13 protein-coding genes and 1 other RNA gene are annotated in these 18,206 nt (G+C 62.7%); 8 read left to right on the top strand and 6 right to left on the bottom strand.

Annotation, left to right across the window (positions count from 1 at the left end; genetic code table 11):
- Positions 1 to 85: 85 nt before the first annotated feature.
- The 6 genes from PCO31010_RS13505 (at position 86) to ssrA (ending at position 8,779) form a co-directional block, all read left to right on the top strand.
- Positions 86 to 1,372: a D-amino acid dehydrogenase gene (locus tag PCO31010_RS13505; RefSeq protein WP_150664737.1), complete on the top strand. Its 1,287-nt coding sequence runs from the start codon at positions 86 to 88 to the stop codon at positions 1,370 to 1,372.
- A gap of 96 nt (positions 1,373 to 1,468) precedes the next feature.
- Positions 1,469 to 2,602 carry an alanine dehydrogenase gene (gene ald / locus PCO31010_RS13500; RefSeq protein ID WP_150664736.1) on the top strand — a complete coding sequence of 378 codons (1,134 nt, stop codon included), beginning with the start codon at positions 1,469 to 1,471 and terminating at the stop codon, positions 2,600 to 2,602.
- Between the two features lie 253 nt (positions 2,603 to 2,855).
- Complete coding sequence (gene ubiG / locus PCO31010_RS13495) at positions 2,856 to 3,551, top strand: bifunctional 2-polyprenyl-6-hydroxyphenol methylase/3-demethylubiquinol 3-O-methyltransferase UbiG (protein ID WP_150664735.1); 696 nt, start codon at positions 2,856 to 2,858, stop codon at positions 3,549 to 3,551.
- Between the two features lies 1 nt (position 3,552).
- Positions 3,553 to 4,275: an HAD-IA family hydrolase gene (locus tag PCO31010_RS13490; protein ID WP_150664734.1), complete on the top strand. Its 723-nt coding sequence runs from the start codon at positions 3,553 to 3,555 to the stop codon at positions 4,273 to 4,275.
- Between the two features lie 117 nt (positions 4,276 to 4,392).
- Positions 4,393 to 8,379 (top strand): DUF748 domain-containing protein, encoded by a 3,987-nt coding sequence (locus PCO31010_RS13485; RefSeq protein WP_174984719.1) that lies wholly within the window; start codon positions 4,393 to 4,395, stop codon positions 8,377 to 8,379.
- A 30-nt stretch (positions 8,380 to 8,409) separates the two neighbouring features.
- Positions 8,410 to 8,779: a transfer-messenger RNA gene (gene ssrA / locus PCO31010_RS13480) on the top strand.
- 106 nt (positions 8,780 to 8,885) lie between these two features.
- Here ssrA and PCO31010_RS13475 read toward each other — a convergent pair.
- Both PCO31010_RS13475 and PCO31010_RS13470 read right to left on the bottom strand, forming a co-directional pair.
- Positions 8,886 to 9,965 carry a linear amide C-N hydrolase gene (locus tag PCO31010_RS13475; protein WP_150664732.1) on the bottom strand — a complete coding sequence of 360 codons (1,080 nt, stop codon included), beginning with the start codon at positions 9,963 to 9,965 and terminating at the stop codon, positions 8,886 to 8,888.
- Positions 9,966 to 10,050: 85 nt separating this feature from the next.
- Positions 10,051 to 10,650 (bottom strand): LysE family translocator, encoded by a 600-nt coding sequence (locus PCO31010_RS13470; protein WP_150664731.1) that lies wholly within the window; start codon positions 10,648 to 10,650, stop codon positions 10,051 to 10,053.
- 345 nt (positions 10,651 to 10,995) lie between these two features.
- On the opposite strand from PCO31010_RS13470, the gene PCO31010_RS13465 reads away from it, so the two are divergent.
- Positions 10,996 to 11,895, top strand: coding sequence for a LysR substrate-binding domain-containing protein (locus tag PCO31010_RS13465; protein WP_150664730.1), 900 nt, complete (start codon positions 10,996 to 10,998; stop codon positions 11,893 to 11,895).
- A 79-nt stretch (positions 11,896 to 11,974) separates the two neighbouring features.
- Positions 11,975 to 13,285, top strand: coding sequence for an MFS transporter (locus tag PCO31010_RS13460; protein WP_150664729.1), 1,311 nt, complete (start codon positions 11,975 to 11,977; stop codon positions 13,283 to 13,285).
- Positions 13,286 to 13,301: 16 nt separating this feature from the next.
- Here PCO31010_RS13460 and PCO31010_RS13455 read toward each other — a convergent pair whose 3' ends face one another.
- The 4 genes from PCO31010_RS13455 to PCO31010_RS13440 all read right to left on the bottom strand — a co-directional run bounded on the left by PCO31010_RS13455 (position 13,302) and on the right by PCO31010_RS13440 (position 17,829).
- Entirely contained in the window at positions 13,302 to 13,769 is a 468-nt protein-coding gene (locus tag PCO31010_RS13455) for a hypothetical protein (RefSeq protein ID WP_150664728.1), read from the bottom strand.
- 143 nt (positions 13,770 to 13,912) lie between these two features.
- A complete protein-coding gene (locus PCO31010_RS13450) occupies positions 13,913 to 15,319 on the bottom strand; it encodes a c-type cytochrome (RefSeq protein WP_246184601.1) in 1,407 nt (468 codons plus the stop codon).
- 11 nt (positions 15,320 to 15,330) lie between these two features.
- On the bottom strand, positions 15,331 to 17,106 hold the full coding sequence (locus tag PCO31010_RS13445) for a GMC family oxidoreductase (protein WP_039399470.1): 1,776 nt from the start codon (positions 17,104 to 17,106) through the stop codon (positions 15,331 to 15,333).
- Positions 17,107 to 17,109: 3 nt separating this feature from the next.
- Positions 17,110 to 17,829, bottom strand: coding sequence for a gluconate 2-dehydrogenase subunit 3 family protein (locus PCO31010_RS13440; RefSeq protein ID WP_150664727.1), 720 nt, complete (start codon positions 17,827 to 17,829; stop codon positions 17,110 to 17,112).
- Positions 17,830 to 18,206: the final 377 nt, after the last annotated feature.

The raw sequence follows: 18,206 nt of genomic DNA, 5'->3' as shown, positions 1-18,206 counted from the left end.
GCCATATACATTAACTAAACCTACGATTCCGAGAATAGCATGCGAATTATTACTGCATAACTATGGTTTTACAGGAGTCAACGCAATGAAGGTCATCGTTCTCGGCAGCGGCGTCATCGGCGTAACCAGCGCCTACTACCTGGCAAAGGCCGGGCATGACGTCACGGTGCTCGACCGTCAGGCAGGACCGGCGCTCGAAACCAGCTTCGGCAACGCTGGTCAGATTTCGCCCGGATATGCGTCCCCGTGGGCCGCACCGGGGATTCCGGCGAAGGCCGTCAAGTGGCTGTTCCAGAAACACGCCCCGCTCGCCATTCGTCCGGACGGCACCCTCACGCAGTTGAAGTGGCTGTATCAGATGCTGCGCAATTGCACGCCGGAGCGCTATTCCGTCAATAAGGAACGCATGGTGCGGATCGCCGAATATAGCCGCGACTGCTTCCGTGAGCTGCGTGCAGAGACCGGCATCGCCTACGAAGGCCGTCAGGCGGGCACGCTCCAATTGTTCCGGACCGAAGATCAACTCGAAAACGCAGCGCGCGATATCGCCGTGCTCGAAGAGGCAGGCGTGCCGTTCGAACTCCTGGACAGCAAGGCGCTCGCGACCGCAGAACCGGCGTTGGCGGCCGTATCGCACAAGCTGACCGGCGGCCTGCGTCTGCCGAACGACGAGACCGGCGACTGCCAGATGTTCACGACGCGTCTGGCGGCCATGGCTGAAGCGCTCGGCGTGAAATTCCGCTACGACATGCCGATCGACGGCCTGAACGTGGTCGGCGACAAGATCGAGGGTGTGGTTTGCGCCGGTTCACTGCAACGTGCGGACGCCTATGTCGTCGCGCTCGGCTCGTACTCCACGCCATTCCTGCGCGGGATCGTCGATATTCCGGTGTATCCGCTCAAGGGCTACTCGATTACCGTACCGATCGTCGATGCGTCGCGCGCACCGGTTTCCACCATCCTGGATGAAACCTACAAGATCGCCGTGACTCGCTTCGACGACCGTATCCGCGTCGGCGGCATGGCAGAAGTCGTCGGGTACAACAAGCGCCTGAACCCCGCGCGCCGCGCCACGTTGGAGATGGTCGTGAACGATCTGTACCCGGGTGCAGGCAACACCGCGGAAGCGTCTTTCTGGACGGGCCTGCGTCCGATGACACCGGACGGCACGCCGATCGTCGGCGCGACGGCGTTGCGCAACCTGTTCCTGAATACCGGACACGGCACGCTCGGCTGGACGATGTCCTGCGGGTCGGGCCAACTGCTGGCCGACCTGATGTCGGGACGCCGCCCAGCCATTCTGTCCGACGACCTATCGGTGGCGCGCTACAGTGGCGCGTCCCATGCGCAGGCCGAACCGGCCTTCGCCTGACCTTCCAGACGGCACCTTCGGGTGCCGTTTTTGTTTGGGCATCACGTGTTGTCGAATTCGCTGTTCGTAGTCACATCACAACAAAGGAGACGCATCATGAAGATCGGTGTACCCAAGGAGATCAAGAACCACGAGTATCGCGTAGGCATGACGCCCGCAGCTGTACGCGAAGTGGTGGCACGCGGGCATGAGGTGTGGATCGAGACGCAAGCCGGTGAAGGCATTGGGATGGACGACACGGCGTATGCCGCCGCAGGCGCCCGCATCGCTGCCAACGCCGTCGACGTCTTCGATCGCGCCGAACTCATCGTCAAGGTCAAAGAGCCGCAAGCCGTCGAGCGCGCCAGATTGCGGCCTCATCACACGCTTTTCACGTATCTTCACCTCGCCCCCGATCCCGAGCAGACGAACGATCTGATCAAGAGCGGTGCCACGTGCATCGCGTACGAAACTGTGACGTCCGTAAATGGCGGCCTCCCGCTGCTCGCGCCCATGTCCGAAGTCGCGGGACGCATGTCCATCCAGGCTGGCGCAACCGCGCTCGAAAAGACGCACGGGGGGCTTGGCTTGCTGCTCTCAGGTGTGCCCGGCGTCGAAGCGGGCAAGGTCGTCATTCTCGGCGGCGGTGTCGTGGGTACGAATGCCGCGACCGTAGCCGTCGGCATCGGGGCGCAGGTCACGGTCATCGACAAATCGGTCGACGCGTTGCGACGCCTGAGTGCCCAGTTCGGGGGACGCGTGCAAACGGTCTATTCGACGCAGCACGCGATCGAAACGCATTTGCGCGATGCAGATCTGGTCATCGGTGGCGTCCTGATCCCGGGCGCCGCCGCACCCAAGCTCATCACGCGGGCGATGCTGGGTCTGATGCGAAAGGGTGCCGTGATCGTGGACGTCGCCATCGATCAGGGCGGTTGCTGCGAGACGTCGCATGCGACCACGCACGCCGACCCGGTCTACGTGGTCGAAGGCGTGGTGCACTACTGCGTCGCCAACATGCCGGGGGGCGTGCCGCGCACGTCGACCTTTGCACTGAACAACGTGACACTTCCGTTCATTCTGCAACTGGCCGATCACGGCGCCGTGGCCGCCATGCGCGCCGATCCGCATTTGCTGGCCGGACTGAATGTAGCGCGCGGCATGGTGACCAACCGCGGGGTAGCCGACGCGCTCGGACTCGTCTACCACGATCCGCACGCAGTCCTGGCGAACCTGCCGGCCGCAGCCTGAGCTTAAGCCGGATGGTGAGAGCCGTCGGGGTGGCACGCGATGCTCGTCATCGGGCGTCACCCCGGCCTGGCGCAAATCCGCCGCCAAACCGCTCACCGTCCGGCCCCGCCACGCCTTGCGCCTTGGACATGGGCGCACTCACTTCGTTATACTTCCTCCATCTCGACGGCGCCCGCCGTCCAACCGGCATGGAGGGCACGCTCAGCCACTCGGCATTCCGCCTGCCCGAGCCGTCAACGTCTATGAGCAAGTGATGAACGCCGACCCGCAAGAACTCAATAAATTCAGTGAATTGGCCCACCGCTGGTGGGATCCGCACAGCGAATTCAAGCCGCTGCACGAGATCAACCCGTTGCGCCTCGACTGGATCGAACAGCACGTCCAGCTGCAGGGCAAGCGCGTGCTCGACATCGGCTGCGGTGGCGGCATTCTGTCGGAATCGATGGCGCGTCAGGGCGCACGCGTCAAAGGCATCGATTTGTCGCAAAAGGCGCTCGGGGTTGCCGATTTGCATAGCCTGGAAGCTGGCCTTTCCATTGAGTACGAAGAAATCGCCGCCGAAGCGCTCGCGGCGCGTGACGCAGGTACGTACGACGTGGTGACCTGCATGGAAATGCTCGAACACGTGCCGTCGCCGGCATCGATCGTCGCTGCGTGCGCAACACTCGTGAAACCGGGCGGTCATGTGTTCTTTTCCACGCTCAACCGCAATCCGAAGGCATGGCTGCTCGCCGTGGTCGGTGCAGAGTACGTACTGCGGATGCTGCCGCGCGGCACACACGATTACGCCAAGTTCATCCGCCCGTCGGAGTTGGCGTCGTTCACCCGTGCGAGCGGCCTGACAATCCGCGACATGCGTGGCCTGACCTACAATCCGATCAGCAAACGTTACGCGATCAATCGCGATACCGACGTCAACTACATGGTCGCTTGCACCCGCGACGCCTGATATGTTCGAGCCCCCCGTCCGCGCCCCCTCCTCTTTCGACGCCACGTCAACGCTGTTGCACGGCGAGATTCGTGCTGTCCTGTTCGATCTGGACGGCACACTCGCCGACACGGCCCCCGATCTCGTCGCCGCGGTCAACAAGGTGCGTACCGATCGTGGTCTGCCGCCCGGCCCTTACGAGACGTTGCGCCTGCAAGCGTCACATGGTGCACGCGGATTGATCGGTAGCGCGTTCGGCGTGACCCCCGACGATGCGGCCTTCCCGGCGCTGAGAGACGCATTCCTTGCCAACTACGAAGCCGCGTTGTGCGTGCAAAGCCGCTTGTTCGAAGGCATCCCGGGCTTGCTCGCTGCCTTGAGCGAACGTGGCATGCCGTGGGGCATCGTGACGAACAAGGCCGCGCGCCTGACCAATCCGCTAGTCAAGCTGATCGGGCTCGCGGACGGCGCAACCTGCGTCGTCTCGGGCGACACGACGCCGCATAGCAAGCCGCACCCTGCGCCCCTGCTCTACGCAGCCGAGCGTATTGGCATTGCGCCTGCCCACATCGTGTACGTTGGCGACGACCTTCGCGATGTGCAGGCCGGCAAGGCGGCCGGAATGGCGACGATTGCTGCGGCCTACGGTTATTGCGGCGACTCGCTCGCGCCTGCTCAGTGGCAGGCGGATGCTGTCGTCGAACGCGCGGGCGCGATCGCCCCGCTGGTGATGGCGTTGGCGTAAGCCGCCGCCCCTTCGCCTGCCAGGACGTCGCCGCGAAACTCGCGGCGCGTTCTGGGAATGTCCCGCCGCGCCTTGGTGGCGCCGCGTATGCTTCATAGGCTACTTACGGGAGACCGCATGGCCGAACAAGCGAACGATCGCGAACCCTCAAAAACTCCCCCCGCAGGCAGCACCCGCGTTCAGCAAGGCCTCGCCCGCGCGCAAGCGCTTGGACGCGACCCGGACGTGCGCCGCCGCGCACGCAAGACCGGGCTATGGGCCGCAGGGATCATCGCCGTATTTGGGGTGGTCGGCTACTTTACGGTGCCGGCCGTGCTCAAGCATTACGCCGTCGACAAACTCTCCGCTTATCTGGAACGGCCGGTGAGCGTCGGCGACGTCAGTTTCAATCCATACACGCTGCGTCTCGATCTGCATCAGGTGCATATCGGCGACAAGACACCCGGCCAACCGTTCGTCGATATCGGCGAATTGCGGGTGAACGCCTCGTGGAGCTCGCTATTCCGCTTTGCCCCGGTGATCGGCGAGTTGTACGTCGACACGCCCGTCGTGAACATCGTGCGCACCGCGCCGCAGCGGTTCAACTTCTCGGACATCATCGATCGCGCGACGTCCGGTCCGCCCTCGCCCGAACCATCGAAGCCTGCGCGCTTTGCACTGAACAACGTACAGATCAAGAACGGCACGATTCGCATCGACGATGCTTATCAGAACGAAAAGCACGTTGTCGACAATCTGCAGGTCGGCGTGCCATTTATTGCCAACCTGCCGGCCGACACCGATATCTTCGTACAGCCGTTGCTGCAGGCGTCCATCGACGGCTCGCCGCTGCATATCTCAGGACAGACCAAGCCGTTTGCCGACTCGCTGGAGTCGACCGTCGACATCAAGCTCGACCGGCTCGACGTGCCGAAGTACCTCGGTTACGCGCCCATGACCGTTCCCGCGCAAATCAAGAGCGGTGCGATCAGCACCGATCTGAAACTGCGCTTTACGCGAGACAAGGACGGCAACCACGTAGTCCTGACGGGAACTGCGGGGTTGGCTGACGCAGTGGTCAACGAAGCTAACGGCTCACCGCTCGTTGCGGTCAAACAAATTGACGTCAAGCTGGGCAAGGTCGAACCGCTGAGCAACATCTATCACGTCGACAGCATACGGATCGATGGCCTCGACCAGCATGTCACGATGGAGAAGGACGGGTCGATCAACGTCGTAAAAGCCCTGCTGCCGCAACGGCCGGTGCTGAAGGCTGTCGGCAAAGCGGTCGACGAAGCGGCGGCATCGCCCAAGGCGAGCGAAGCGGCAAAGTCCGCACCGAAGGTGGCTGCCGAACAAACGGCACGCCCTGCCACGCCCGCATCGGCGGCTGAAGCCGCGCAGGCGAAGGCTGCGGCCGCAGCGCAACCGTTGCCGCTCGACCTGCTCGTCGGCGAGGTTTCTCTGGTGAACAGCAAGCTGCGTTTCACCGATGAGCGCGGCGCAAAGCCCGCGAGCATTGCGCTGGAGAACGTCCAGCTCGGCGTGAAACAGTTTTCTACGCTGGGTAAGGACCCCGCAACTTACGATGCGTCGCTGGGCGTCCAAAGCGGTGGCTCGCTCAAGGCGCACGGTCAGTTCAGCCTGCCTGCGTATAACGCCAGCGGGGAACTGGACGCACAGTCGATCGCGCTCGCGCCGCTGCTGCCGTTTGCACAAGGCGCTCTCGCTGGCGACCTGAAGAGCGGTACGGTGGGTGCGCAAGCAACGTTCAATGCCGCGTTTGCCCCCGACAAGCAACCCAATGTGCAGATCGCACCCGCCACGGCGACGCTGGAAAAGATCGAGTGGCTGACCGGCCAGAAGGGCGATGCCCCGGTGAAGCTGGCCAAGGCGCAGGCGAAGCTCTCGCACTTCGACCTTGGTGCCCGTCAGGCGGTCGTGGACGAAGTGACGGTCAGCGGATTGGACATAGCCGCACGCCGCGACAAGGACGGCAAGATCAACCTGCTGGCGCTGACCGGCGACGGCCAGCCGAAGGCGTCCGCAAGCGGCGGCAGCGGCATCAGCGCCCGCGTCGGCACCGAACGCGGTCGGCGTACGTCTGGCAAAGCTCCTGCATCGAGTGCGCAAGCCGCGGGCGGATGGCAGTGGAAGGTCGGCAAAGTCTCGGTCGAGAACGCGAGCATCGGGTTTGAAGATCGCGCGGTCAAAGGCCGTCCGATCAATGCGAAGTTCGCACCGCTCAACATCAAGGTCCAGGGCGCGTCGCAAGACATGACCAAGCCGTTGCAGCTTGAGGTGAGCGGCACGCTTAACAAAAAGGGCTCGCTCAACGCGACGGGTAACGTCACGCCGCAGCCGTTATCCGGCGATCTTCAGGTCAAGACCCAGCAGCTCGATCTGGCTGCGTTCGATTCGTACATGAGCGACGAACTGAACGCGAGCATCGCGAGCGCCCTGCTCTCCAGCAACGGACGCGCCACCTTCGCGATGAAGGGCGACACCCCGCAAGTGACGTATCGCGGTGACGCCACGCTCGGCAACGTACGCCTGCTGGACAAGGTGACGACGGACGACTTCGTGCGCTGGAATGCGTTGGCGGTGCAACAGATCAATCTGGCGGTGGGCAGCGGCAAGCCGAACGTCCAGTTGGGCAGCATTGCACTGTCGCGCTTTTACGCGCGTCTGATCATCAATGCGAACGGTCGTCTGAATCTGGCCGACGTGGTGGGCAATAACCAGGCGCCCCGCTCGCTCACGCGCGCCAATGAAGGCATACCGCTGGATGCGGCGTCCGCAGCAAAGCCTCCGCTCGATGCGGCGGCTTCAGCGGTAGAAGCCGGGCAGCCGACGGAGGTCGAGAAGAAGGAGCAATCGCCCGGCAAGACGACGGCCGAACGTGGCCCCGGCTACGGCGCGGGCAAGGCGCTGCCTGCGGACGTCCACATCGGACGTATCACGCTGCAAGGCGGCAACATCAACTTCACAGACAACTTCGTCAAGCCGAACTACACAGCCAATCTGACGGATATCGGCGGACGGATCGGCGCTTTTGGCACCGCCACCACCGAGCCTGCCGAAGTGGCGTTGCAGGGCAAGGTGAACCGCAACGCGCCGATCAATATCAACGGCAAGATCAACCCGCTGGCGCCGATGGCGTTCGTGGATCTCGGCGCGAAGGCGGACGGCATCGAGCTGACCAACCTCACGCCGTACTCCACGAAATACGCGGGTTATCCCATCGAAAAGGGCAAGCTCACGGTCGACGTGCACTATTTGCTCGATCAGGCGAAGCTGACCGCGAACAACCACATCTTCATCGATCAGTTGACGTTCGGCGATCGTGTGGATAGCCCGACGGCGACCAACCTGCCGGTGCGTCTGGCGGTGTCGTTGCTGAAGAACTCGCGCGGTGAAATCGACGTCGATATTCCGATTTCCGGCTCGCTGGACGATCCGCAGTTCAGCCTCGGCGGCGTGATTTTCCGGGCGTTCGTGAACCTGATCGTCAAGGCGGCCACAGCACCGTTCAGCTTGTTGGCGTCCGCATTCGGCGGTGGCGAGCAGGAGCTGGGGTACGTCGAATTCGCCCCGGGAAGTGCGCGTCTGTTGCCTGACGACGAAAAGCGTCTCGAAACGCTGGTCAAGGCGCTGAATGATCGCGAAGCGCTGAAGCTGGACATCGTAGGTCGCGTAGACCCCGCCAAGGACACCGACGGCTTGCGTAGCGTGGCGGTCGAGCGTGCCATCAAGGCGCAGAAGGTCAAGGCGATGGTTGGCAAGGGCGAGAGCATCGATGTCGACAGTGTGAAGGTGACGCCGGAGGAACGTAGCAAGTACCTCACTGCTGCCTACAAGGCGGCCGACTTCGCGAAGCCGCGCAACATGATCGGACTCACCAAGTCGCTGCCGGATGACGAGATGGAGAAGCTCATGGAGACGAACGTCAAGGTGGGCGACGACGATCTGCGGGCGCTGGCCGAGCGCCGTGCCCAGCGGGTGCGGTCATGGCTGGACGGCAAGATCGCGTCTGACCGGCTGTTCGTGGTGGCGCCGAAGCTGAACGCGGACGGCATCAAGGACAAGGGAGCCACCACGCGTGTCGACTTCGCACTGAAGTGAGGCATTTGTGTCATAATCGACCATTCCACTGGGGCCGACATGGTTTCGACGTGGGTATAAAGCGATGCAGGGCATACCGAGGACCCGTCACCTCGTTAATCAATGGGAAAAACGTAACTGCAAACGACGAAACGTTCGCACTGGCAGCCTAAGGGCCGCCGTCCTCTGCCTAGTTCACTGACGGACTAGTGTCGCAAGACCGGTAGCAATACCGCCAGAGGTCATATACGTCAGTTAAGCCTTTGCGGCGTCACGACGCCAAGGTCGAAAATTTAGTGAATCGCTGTTGCGTAGCGTGTTCGTCCGCGACAAAACAGTTAAATCAAATGACAGAACTAAGTATGTAGAACTGGTCGTAGAGTGCTTGCGGACGCGGGTTCGATCCCCGCCGGCTCCACCAATATTCTGATCGTCGACGACAACGAAAGACGGTCAAACCCAAGTAAAAACGGGCCTTCGGGCCCGTTTTTCATTTCTACGTTCGGCTCGCCGATCTCTCAGCGCCCTCACCCCGCCTTGCCAGACTTCAACCCAAGAAACGGGAACGGCGGCGCAGCTTTGAAACTAGCGGAAACTTCCCCACTGAACGTATTGCGTTGGTCTTTCCCGAGATCAAGGCGCTTGACTGGCGCACCGGCCGAAAAGTCGACCTTGTTGAGATCCACCCAGAACGTATTCGGTGTGAGCGCCGACTCGAAGAAATAAAGCATGCGCTTGTGATCGACAACGGTTCGCCAGCGCGTTGACGAGATATTCGGCTGCCCCGGCGTCGTAATGCCGAACGGCACCGATGCATTGCGAATCACGCCGAACATGCTCGCCAGCGCTTCCACCGGATCTTCGCTCTTCGGAATCGCATTGACGTAAAACGACGCCCGCGCAAAACGGTCCGACGCGCGGTTGGTCCCTGGCAGAAACGTCGTGCCACCGATCTGCGTCCAGTACGCGTTCAACGCAAGCTGCTCGTCGAACGTCGGCGAGTTCGTCATCACCTGATACTGCTTGCCGTGATGAATCACCTGCCGACCATTGATGTATTCGACGATGGCGCTGTCGCCCGTCCTGTCCGACATCGACAAATGCAGCGTCGTGAGCCGATCCTCGCCCGGCACGTTATCCGTCACAACCGTGAACGGCTTCTTCTCCAACGCCGAGACGGCCTCCGCGACCGTCGCGAAATTGTCCAGAACGTACTGCGCCCACGCGGCAATCGTCAAACCCGGCTTGGAATCCTTGTCGAACTTCGGATACTGCGACTCCACGAGCCACAACAGTTGCGCCGACAAACCTTTCTCATTGACGCCGTCGGTCGTCGACACGTCGTAACCGGTCGCCACGACACTGCCGTACTTCGCCGTCCAGCGGATGGAGTTCGGCCCGGCCTCCCCCGCACGTGCAATGCCCCGGGGCAGCACATACAGGTTGGTCGCGACGTCCTGCTTCCAGTCCATCGAACGAGCAGTAATGACATCGTCGTTCGCACCGAGATAGACCACACGGGTACAGGCCAGCGACGACAGGGGAGACAAGGCGAGCGTTGCCGCAGCAACGAGACACGGCAACGTCCTGACGAACTTACGGGGCATGGCGATACCTCACATTGGGGGAAGGGTACGCAAGAACCGTCAGTATAACGATGGATTTAGCGATGGAATTACCGGGTGAATTCCGTCAATCGACCAGAATCGGATACAGAGAAGCGACGAGCAGCGCCGCCGCCACGCCGTTGAAGATGCGCACCGAACGCGCGTCCGTCAACACGCGGCGCATCGCCACGCCGAATCCCGCCCACAGCCCAATGCACGGCGCGCCGAGGATGCCGTAGATCACAGCGAGCAAAGCGACGTCGGGCAAATGCGACGCGTTGGGCAAATACGTGCTGATCGCGCCTACGGCCATGACCCACGCCTTCGGGTTCACCCACTGGAATGCCGCCGCGCCGACGAAGCCCATCGGGCGCTCGCGACCCCGGCGCTCGTCGTCCATCGGCCCCGAGCGCGCCAGATGCCACGCAAGCCACAGCAGATACGCCGCGCCAACGTACTTCAGCACCGTATGGATGACCGGGAAGCGCACGAAAACCGTATGCAGGCCCGCACCGGTCAGGAACACCATCAGCGCGAAACCGAAGGCGATGCCCGCGAGATGCGGCAGCGTGCGCACGAAGCCGTAATTCAGCCCCGAGGCGAGCACCATCATGTTGTTGGGTCCGGGCGTCACCAGCGTGATGACAGCGAAGGCGCAGAAAGCCAGAAGTTGTTCGGTCGTCATAGTCGTCGATCTGAAACGCCGCGCCGGTGCCGCATCCTGCGAACACGCGAGAAAGACGCGGTGTGACAGCATAGACACGCGTACCGACGCACACCCGATACACTTCACCGAATCCGCACGGGCCTGTACCGGTCGCACACCGTAACAGTTGAGCCGCGCTGCGCATTGCGGCGCGTCGCTCGACGTCACGCCACACCGTGAAAAGCCGCCAGACGCACCACACGCGCCAACGTCGTGCGAGAATCGACGTCATCCGAACGACCACTCGAAGCCGCCGTCTCGTGCGCCCGACTCGTTACTCTCCAAGCGCGCAAAGGCACTCATCGAACGCTCGACACTGATTCCATGCCGCCACGTCTGCCACCGTTGTCCGCCCTGCGCCTGTTCGAAGCGGCGGGACGCCATCAGAGTTTCAAACGTGCCGCCGCCGAACTGCATCTCACCCCGAGTGCAGTCAGCCACGGCATTGTCGGACTGGAGCAGACGCTGGGCGTGGCGCTCTTCACGCGCTCGCCGCAAGGGCTGACGCTCACGCCGGAAGGCGTGGACTATCTCGCGTACGTGACCGAGGCGTTCTCGCTGCTGCTCACCGGCACACGACGTCTGCCGACCCCGGACGCCTCCCGCGCCATCGCCATCACCTGCGCCCCCACTCTCGCCTCACGCTGGCTGCTGCCGCGTCTGGACATGTTCATGCGTCGCATGCCCGGCGTCGACATCACCGTCGACACCTCGCGCCGCCAGGTCGGCTTTCCCACCGACGGCTTCGACTTCGCCATCCGCCTCTCACGCGCGCCCGTCGCCAGCGACACATGGCACCGCCTGTTCGGCGAACGGTTCGTCCCCGTGTGCAGCCCGGCCTATCTCGCGATGCACGCCCGTGAGGACGGCACTGTCAATCTGAGCGAGACGACTCGCATTCACGTGAGCAGCGCCAGCGAAGATTGGCAGGTCTGGGCCGAAGGCGCAGGCATCGACAACTTCGATACCCGGGGCGGGCTGAGTTTCGACAGCATCCAACTGGCATTCGAGGCGGCCATGGCGGGGCTTGGCATCGTGATCGGACGCCGCCCGCTGGTCGACGAGTATCTCGCGAACGGCATCCTCGTCCCCGCGCACGACGTCACCACGCAATCGCAAGGCGCGTACTGGCTGATCAGCGCCCCCGACATCGAGCCGCACCCCGAATGCGTGGCGTTTCGCAACTGGGTCATCGAACAGGCGGGCACCCATCAAGGTGAATAAAATTCACCCGCACGCTCACACAACTCCTTTGCCTGACGGAGACTTCATTGCGACACTTCGGTGAGGAGGATTCACCATCATGTCGCAAACTACCCCACCCGCATCGGCGTCGCTACAGGGACGCGTCACCCTCATCATTCTTGCTGGCGCACTCGTACTCAGTGCTGCAATGGGCACGCGCCAGACGTTCGGTCTCTTCATCAATCCGTTTTCCTACGACCGCGGCGTGCCCGTCACACTGGTCGCGTTCGCCATCGCCCTGCACAACCTCGTGTGGGGCTTCGCGCAGCCGTTCGCGGGGGCGATGGCAGACCGTCATGGTCCTGCACCGGTCGTCGCGTTTGGGGCGTTTGCCTTCGCTGCCGGACTGGCGATGGCCGCCCTCGCACCGTCCGGTGTCTGGCTCGTGATCGGGCTGGGTGTGCTCGTCGGTCTCGGCATCAGTTGCACGACGTTCGGTGTGGTGCTGCCCGCCGTGAGCCGTGCCGTCACGCCCGAGCGACGCACGATGGCCATGGGACTCGTCAGCGCGGGCGGCTCGCTCGGACAGGTCGCCCTCGTGCCCGTCGCACAGGGCTTGCGCGAAACGTACGGCGTCTCCACCTCGCTCTTCGTACTCGCCCTGGTGTTGTGCTGCGCGGCGCCGCTCGGCTTGTTCATGACGATGTCCCGTCGCCGCAAGCCCGCACCCGGCAGCGCCGCCCCCACCCCATCGGCCCAATCAGCCCAATCGGCCAAATCGGCCAAATCGGATGACGGCGAGCATGTGTCCCTTCGCGAAGTCCTCCGGCAAGCCCGTTCGCATCGCGGCTACCAACTGCTCACGCTCGGCTTCTTCACCTGCGGTTTCCAGCTCGCCTTCATCGCAACGCACTTGCCGGGTTATCTGCTGATGTGCCACATGCCGGTCGGGCTTGGCGCGACGGCGCTCGCGCTGATCGGTTTGTTCAACATGCTGGGCAGTTGGGCGTGCGGATGGCTCGGTGGACGGTATCGTCAGCACCATGTGCTCGGCTGGCTCTATCTCGTACGTGGCGCGGCCATCGCCCTCTTTTTCGTGCTACCGAAAACCGACACGAGCGTCGTGATCTTTGCGGCCGTGATGGGCTTGACGTGGCTGGGCACGGTGCCGCTCACCAGCGGTCTGGTGGCGAAGGTGTTCGGCACGCGGCATCTGGGCACGCTCTTCGGCGTGTGCTTCATGAGCCATCAGGTCGGCTCGTTCCTCGGCGCGTGGTTGGGCGGATTCGTGCTCGACGTCACCGGGTCGTACAACCTGATCTGGGCCGCAACGGCGATTCTCGGCGCGGTAGCCGCAGCGCTTCACTTCCCGATCAACGACGAAAGTGTCGTGCCGCCGCTGCGCCAGCCGATGCCCGCGAACGCCTAAGCGCCCGCGCGAAGCCTTACAACCGGTGTGCGTTCGCGAGACGGAAAATCTTCGTCCAGCGTTGCGCGAGCGCGCGGCCCGGCATCGGCACTCGCCAGCTCGGCTGCGCGTTGTGTGCGAGTTCCAGCGTCAGCGACCAGCGTCCGCCCTCATTCACCGGATGGGCGGACGTGACATCCGAAAACACGAAGCGCGTCTCATGACCGTCCACGCGCAGCGTTCCCATCTTGCGGTCTGCGTCGAGCGTGAGTTCGCCCCACTCGCCCGACACGCTCACCAGACGCTTGCCATCACGCCGCACACCATGCACCGCGCGGTAGCGGCGCACTGCGTCGACCACCAGCCACACCACAATCAGTACGCAGACGATGATCGTCGCCACCGCTGCGAGCGCCCCGAAGCGCAGCGCGACGGCCGCATACAGACGCACTGCCCCATACACAATGCCCGCCAGTATGACGAGCGCCAAAAGAATGAACGGCACGCGTGCCTCCCCGCGTCTAAAACCACATCCAAAACAAAAAGCCCCGCCGTCAGAATTGCCCGGCGGGGCTTCATTTCATCACAGGCGCGGTATTCGTGCCGACGTGAATCGGCACGTCACCGCAACCTTCACCACCTGAACCATCAACGCTGCGGTTGCGGCGCGGCGGCGACGTCCTTACGTACCTTGGCCACTTGGGCGGCCGTCACGGCCGGTGCCTTGTTGCCCCAGCTCGAACGCACGAACGTGAGCACGTCGGCCACATCCTGATCGGTCAGACGGTCGTCGAAGCCCGGCATCGCGTAGTGCGTCGGTGCCGACTTCGTCGAGGGCATCTCCGCCCCGCGCAGCACGATGTGGATGAGCGAGGTCGGATCGACCGAGTTCACCGTCGAGCTGAGCGCCAGCGTCGGGAAGGTCTGCGTGTAACCCTTGCCCGTACTCCGGTGGCATGCCGCGCAGTTGTCGAGGAACGTGAGCGCACCGTTGCTCTTGTCCGACCCCACACGCAACGCCTTGGCAGCGGTGTCGTCGTACGCGAGCGCCTTGGCGTTCGGATCGACCGGCTTGAGCGTCTTCAGATACTTCGCAATCGCTGCAAGATCGTCGTCGCTCATGTGCTGAGTGCTGTGCTGCACCACGTCCGTCATACCGCCGAAAACGGCCGAATGGTCGTTACGTCCCGACTTGAGAAACGCCGCGATGTCGCCTTCGCTCCAGTTGCCCAGACCGTCTGTGACATCGCCACGCAGATTCTTCGCGAGGAAGTTGTCGACCACGCCGCCCGACAAGAACGCCGTGCTGTCGTCGGTCAGCGCCTTCTCCTGCAACGCGAAGCCGCGCGGCGTGTGGCAGGCGCTGCAATGCGCAAGACCTTCGACGAGATAGCGTCCGCGCGAGATCGGATCGTTATCGGTCGATGCCGCATCGGCGACTACAGCGGGAGCAAACATCTTGCGCCAGATAGACAACGGCCAGCGCATCGACATCGGCCACGGGATATCCGTCGCTTTGTTCGCCTGCGCGACCGGCTGCACGCCGTTCATGAAGTACGCATACAGCGCCTTCACATCCGCCGGACGCACCTTCGCATACGACGTGTACGGCATGGCGGGATACAGCGTCGAGCCATTCTTCGCGATCCCGTGACGCACCGCTTTGTCGAAGTCTTCGAGGCTGTAGTTGCCGATACCGGTGTCTTTGTCCGGCGTGATGTTGGTCGAATAGATCGTGCCGATCGGCGACGCGATCGGCAGACCACCTGCAAACGGCTTGCCCTTCGGTGCCGTGTGACACGCCGCGCAATCTGCGGCGCGCGCAAGGTACTCGCCCTGCTTGAGCAATTGCGCCTGCGGGTCGTTAGCGGCCGGTGTCTGCGGCGCGCTGCCGCCTTCCACCGTCACAGCGGGTACGGCAGGCGTGGGCACCGGCGAGACGGCAGCGCCGGAAGGTGCGGCCGCGTTCTGCGCCCAGACGGCAACGGCAGCGAGCGCCAGCGCACCGACAGCGATTACACCGACGGAGCGTTTCATCATCGTTTTGCGGATCATGGTTGCGCTCCTCAGGCCTGGACCAGCGGGCCGGCGTTCTTGAGGTACTGCTCGCGAATTGCCTTCGCGGACCAGTACGCCAGCGCCGCCACCACGCCCGTGGGGTTGTAACCCATGTTCTGCGGGAACGCCGACGCCCCCATCACGAACACGTTGGAGACGTCCCAGCTCTGCAGATACTTGTTGACCACGCTGTTCGAGGGATTCGTGCCCATGATGGCGCCGCCCGTCGTGTGCGTGCTCTGATAGATCCGCGTGTCGTAATGCGTACCCTTCTTGCGAATGGCGCGGAACACCTTCTCGGGATTCATCGCGCGACCCACTTCTTCCATCCGGTCGCCCATGTAGCCGAGCATGTTGTATTCGTTGTCGTGCCAGTCGAACGTCATGCGCAGCAGCGGCACGCCATAGGCGTCCTTGTACGTCGGGTCGAGATCGAGACACGCATCGCGATACGACATGACCGAGCCGGAAATCCCGATCGTCATGTAACGCTGATACGCGTCGGCAATCCCGGCCTTCCATTTGCTGCCCCACGCCGGTGTGCCCGGCACGGTCGGCGTCATCTTAATCGGACGTCCACCGTAGCGAATGTGACGAATGCTCGCCCCGCCGACAAAGCCGAGCGGTCCGTGATCGAACTGGTCGCCGTTCAGATCGTCCATCGACACGCCGCCAGCGCCCGTGCCGACGAACGGGTTGAGCTGCGTGCCCTTGGGCAGCAACACGTTCACCGCGCCGTTCATCTGGTACGCGTAGTTCTTGCCGACCACGCCCTCGCCCGTCTTAGGGTCGTACGGCTTGCCAATGCCCGAGAGCAGCAACAAACGCACGTTGTGCATCTGATACGCCGCCATGATCACGAGATCGGCAGGCTGTTCGACTTCACGGCCCTGCGCGTCGATGTAGGTGACACCGGTCGCCTTCTTGCCGTCGCTGTCGAGATTGACCTTGATGACGTACGAGTGCGTGCGCAATTCGAAATTCGGCTTCTTGAGCAGCACCGGCAGAATGGTCGTCTGCGGCGAAGCCTTCGAATACATGTAGCAACCGTAGTTCTCGCAGAATCCGCAGAAGTTACACGGCCCGAGGCGTACACCGTACGGATTCGTGTACGGCTCGGACGTGTTCGCTGCCGGTGCGGGGTACGGATTGAAACCCACTTCGCGCGCGGCCTTCTCGAAGAGCTGCGCGCCGTAGGTGTTTTGCAGCGGCGGCGTAGGGAACTCGCTCGAGCGCGCCCCTTCGCGCGGATTGCCGCCCGGCACGATCTTGCCGTTCAGGTTGCCCGCCTTGCCCGACGTGCCGAACACTTTTTCGGCGAAATCGAAGTGCGGCTCCAGTTCTTCGTAGCTCACGCCGAAGTCCTGAATCGTCATGCCTTCGGGGATGAACTTCTTGCCGTAGCGCTCTTCGTAATGACTGCGCAGCTTCAGTTCTTCCGGCAGGATCCGGTAGTGCATGCCGTTCCAGTGAAAGCCTGCACCGCCCACACCGTTACCCAGCAAGAACGAGCCGTTCTGACGATACGGCACCGCGAGATCGTCGGGTGTATGGCGAATCGTGACGGTCTCACGCGCAAGCTCTTGAAAGAGCTTGCCGCGCACGGAGTATTCGAGTTCGTCGATGACCTTGGGGTACTGCGCGTCGGTGGGCGTGTCGCGCATCGCGCCACGCTCGAGGGCGACGACATTGAGCCCGGCGTCGGTTAGTTCCTGGCCGAGAATCGCCCCGGTCCAGCCGAAGCCGACGATGACGGCATCGACCTTATCTTTCTTGATTGCCATGAGTTAGCCCCGCTTTCCGGAAATCGACACGGGCCCGTATGGGTATTTGACGTTGGGCTGATCCGCCCAGTCCATGAAGTCGGCGCGTGCGCCAGGGAAACCCACCAGCTTCCAGCCGACCATGTCCTTGTTGCCGCCGTGGATCGGGTCCGAGAGGAACCCTTCCTTCGTGTTGGCCAGCAAGTAGGAGAAGAACGTGCGCGCGGGCACTGCGTCGAATTCGATCTTCGCGTGCTCCAGATCCCCGAGTACGGCTTCCTGCGTCGCATGGTCGAGATCTGCAAACGCTTTGTTGTACTGCTTCTTGCAGTGAGCGTCGCACGCGGCAATGCCGTGGCGATAGATGTCGCGCGGCACGAGACTCAGTTGGTAACCCATCTCGGGCGGCTGATCGGTGTGGAACGGCCCCTGCATGTACCAGAGCTTGCCGTGACCGAACGGCGTTTCCATCTGGCCGTCGATGAACTTCGGCACGTCGGCCTGCAACGCGCCGGGACCGAGATCGTCAGCGGGAATCAGACGGTCGACGGCTGCGTTGACGAAACGCCATTCGTCGGCAGTGAAGTATTTGGGTTCGTAAGCTTGGCCTGAGGCGGCGGGCGCAGCGGTCTGGCTGCTGCAGGCGGACTGCGTAAGCGTCGCACCGGTGGCGAGGGTCGTGGCAGGCACGATCGCCAGCACCTGGCGCAGAAAGCGCCGGCGCGGTTCCTTGTCCTGTGACATGGAGTTCTCCGTTTTGTGGGGGACGAATCACGCATGACAGTCAAGCGGGGGCGAGCCATGCGTGAAGAAAACCTGACAGGCTATTCACCTCGCGTAGCGCTATTAACAACGCGGCCATTCTACTGACAAGTTCCCTACATAGCAAAGAAAGATACTGTTGCGTCAATCGCGCAACTTATTGATTGAAAAGGCTTGCAGATAATTAAAATATTTACTATTACGCGTGCGCGCAGGGTTTCGCCAAGCAAAATATGCGGCGAAATTCGCATGCGATCCGAGGTGATTTACAAGGCCCGAAATTCGGTGAATACGATGCGAGCGCGCAAAAAAACGCCACCGGAAATCGGTGGCGGCGAGTTGTACTTTGATGGTCAGAA

Source organism: Pandoraea commovens (assembly GCF_902459615.1).
Lineage (GTDB): Bacteria > Pseudomonadota > Gammaproteobacteria > Burkholderiales > Burkholderiaceae > Pandoraea > Pandoraea commovens.
Note: the sequence above shows the minus strand (reverse complement) of the source record. Positions and strands in the feature narration are given on the sequence as shown.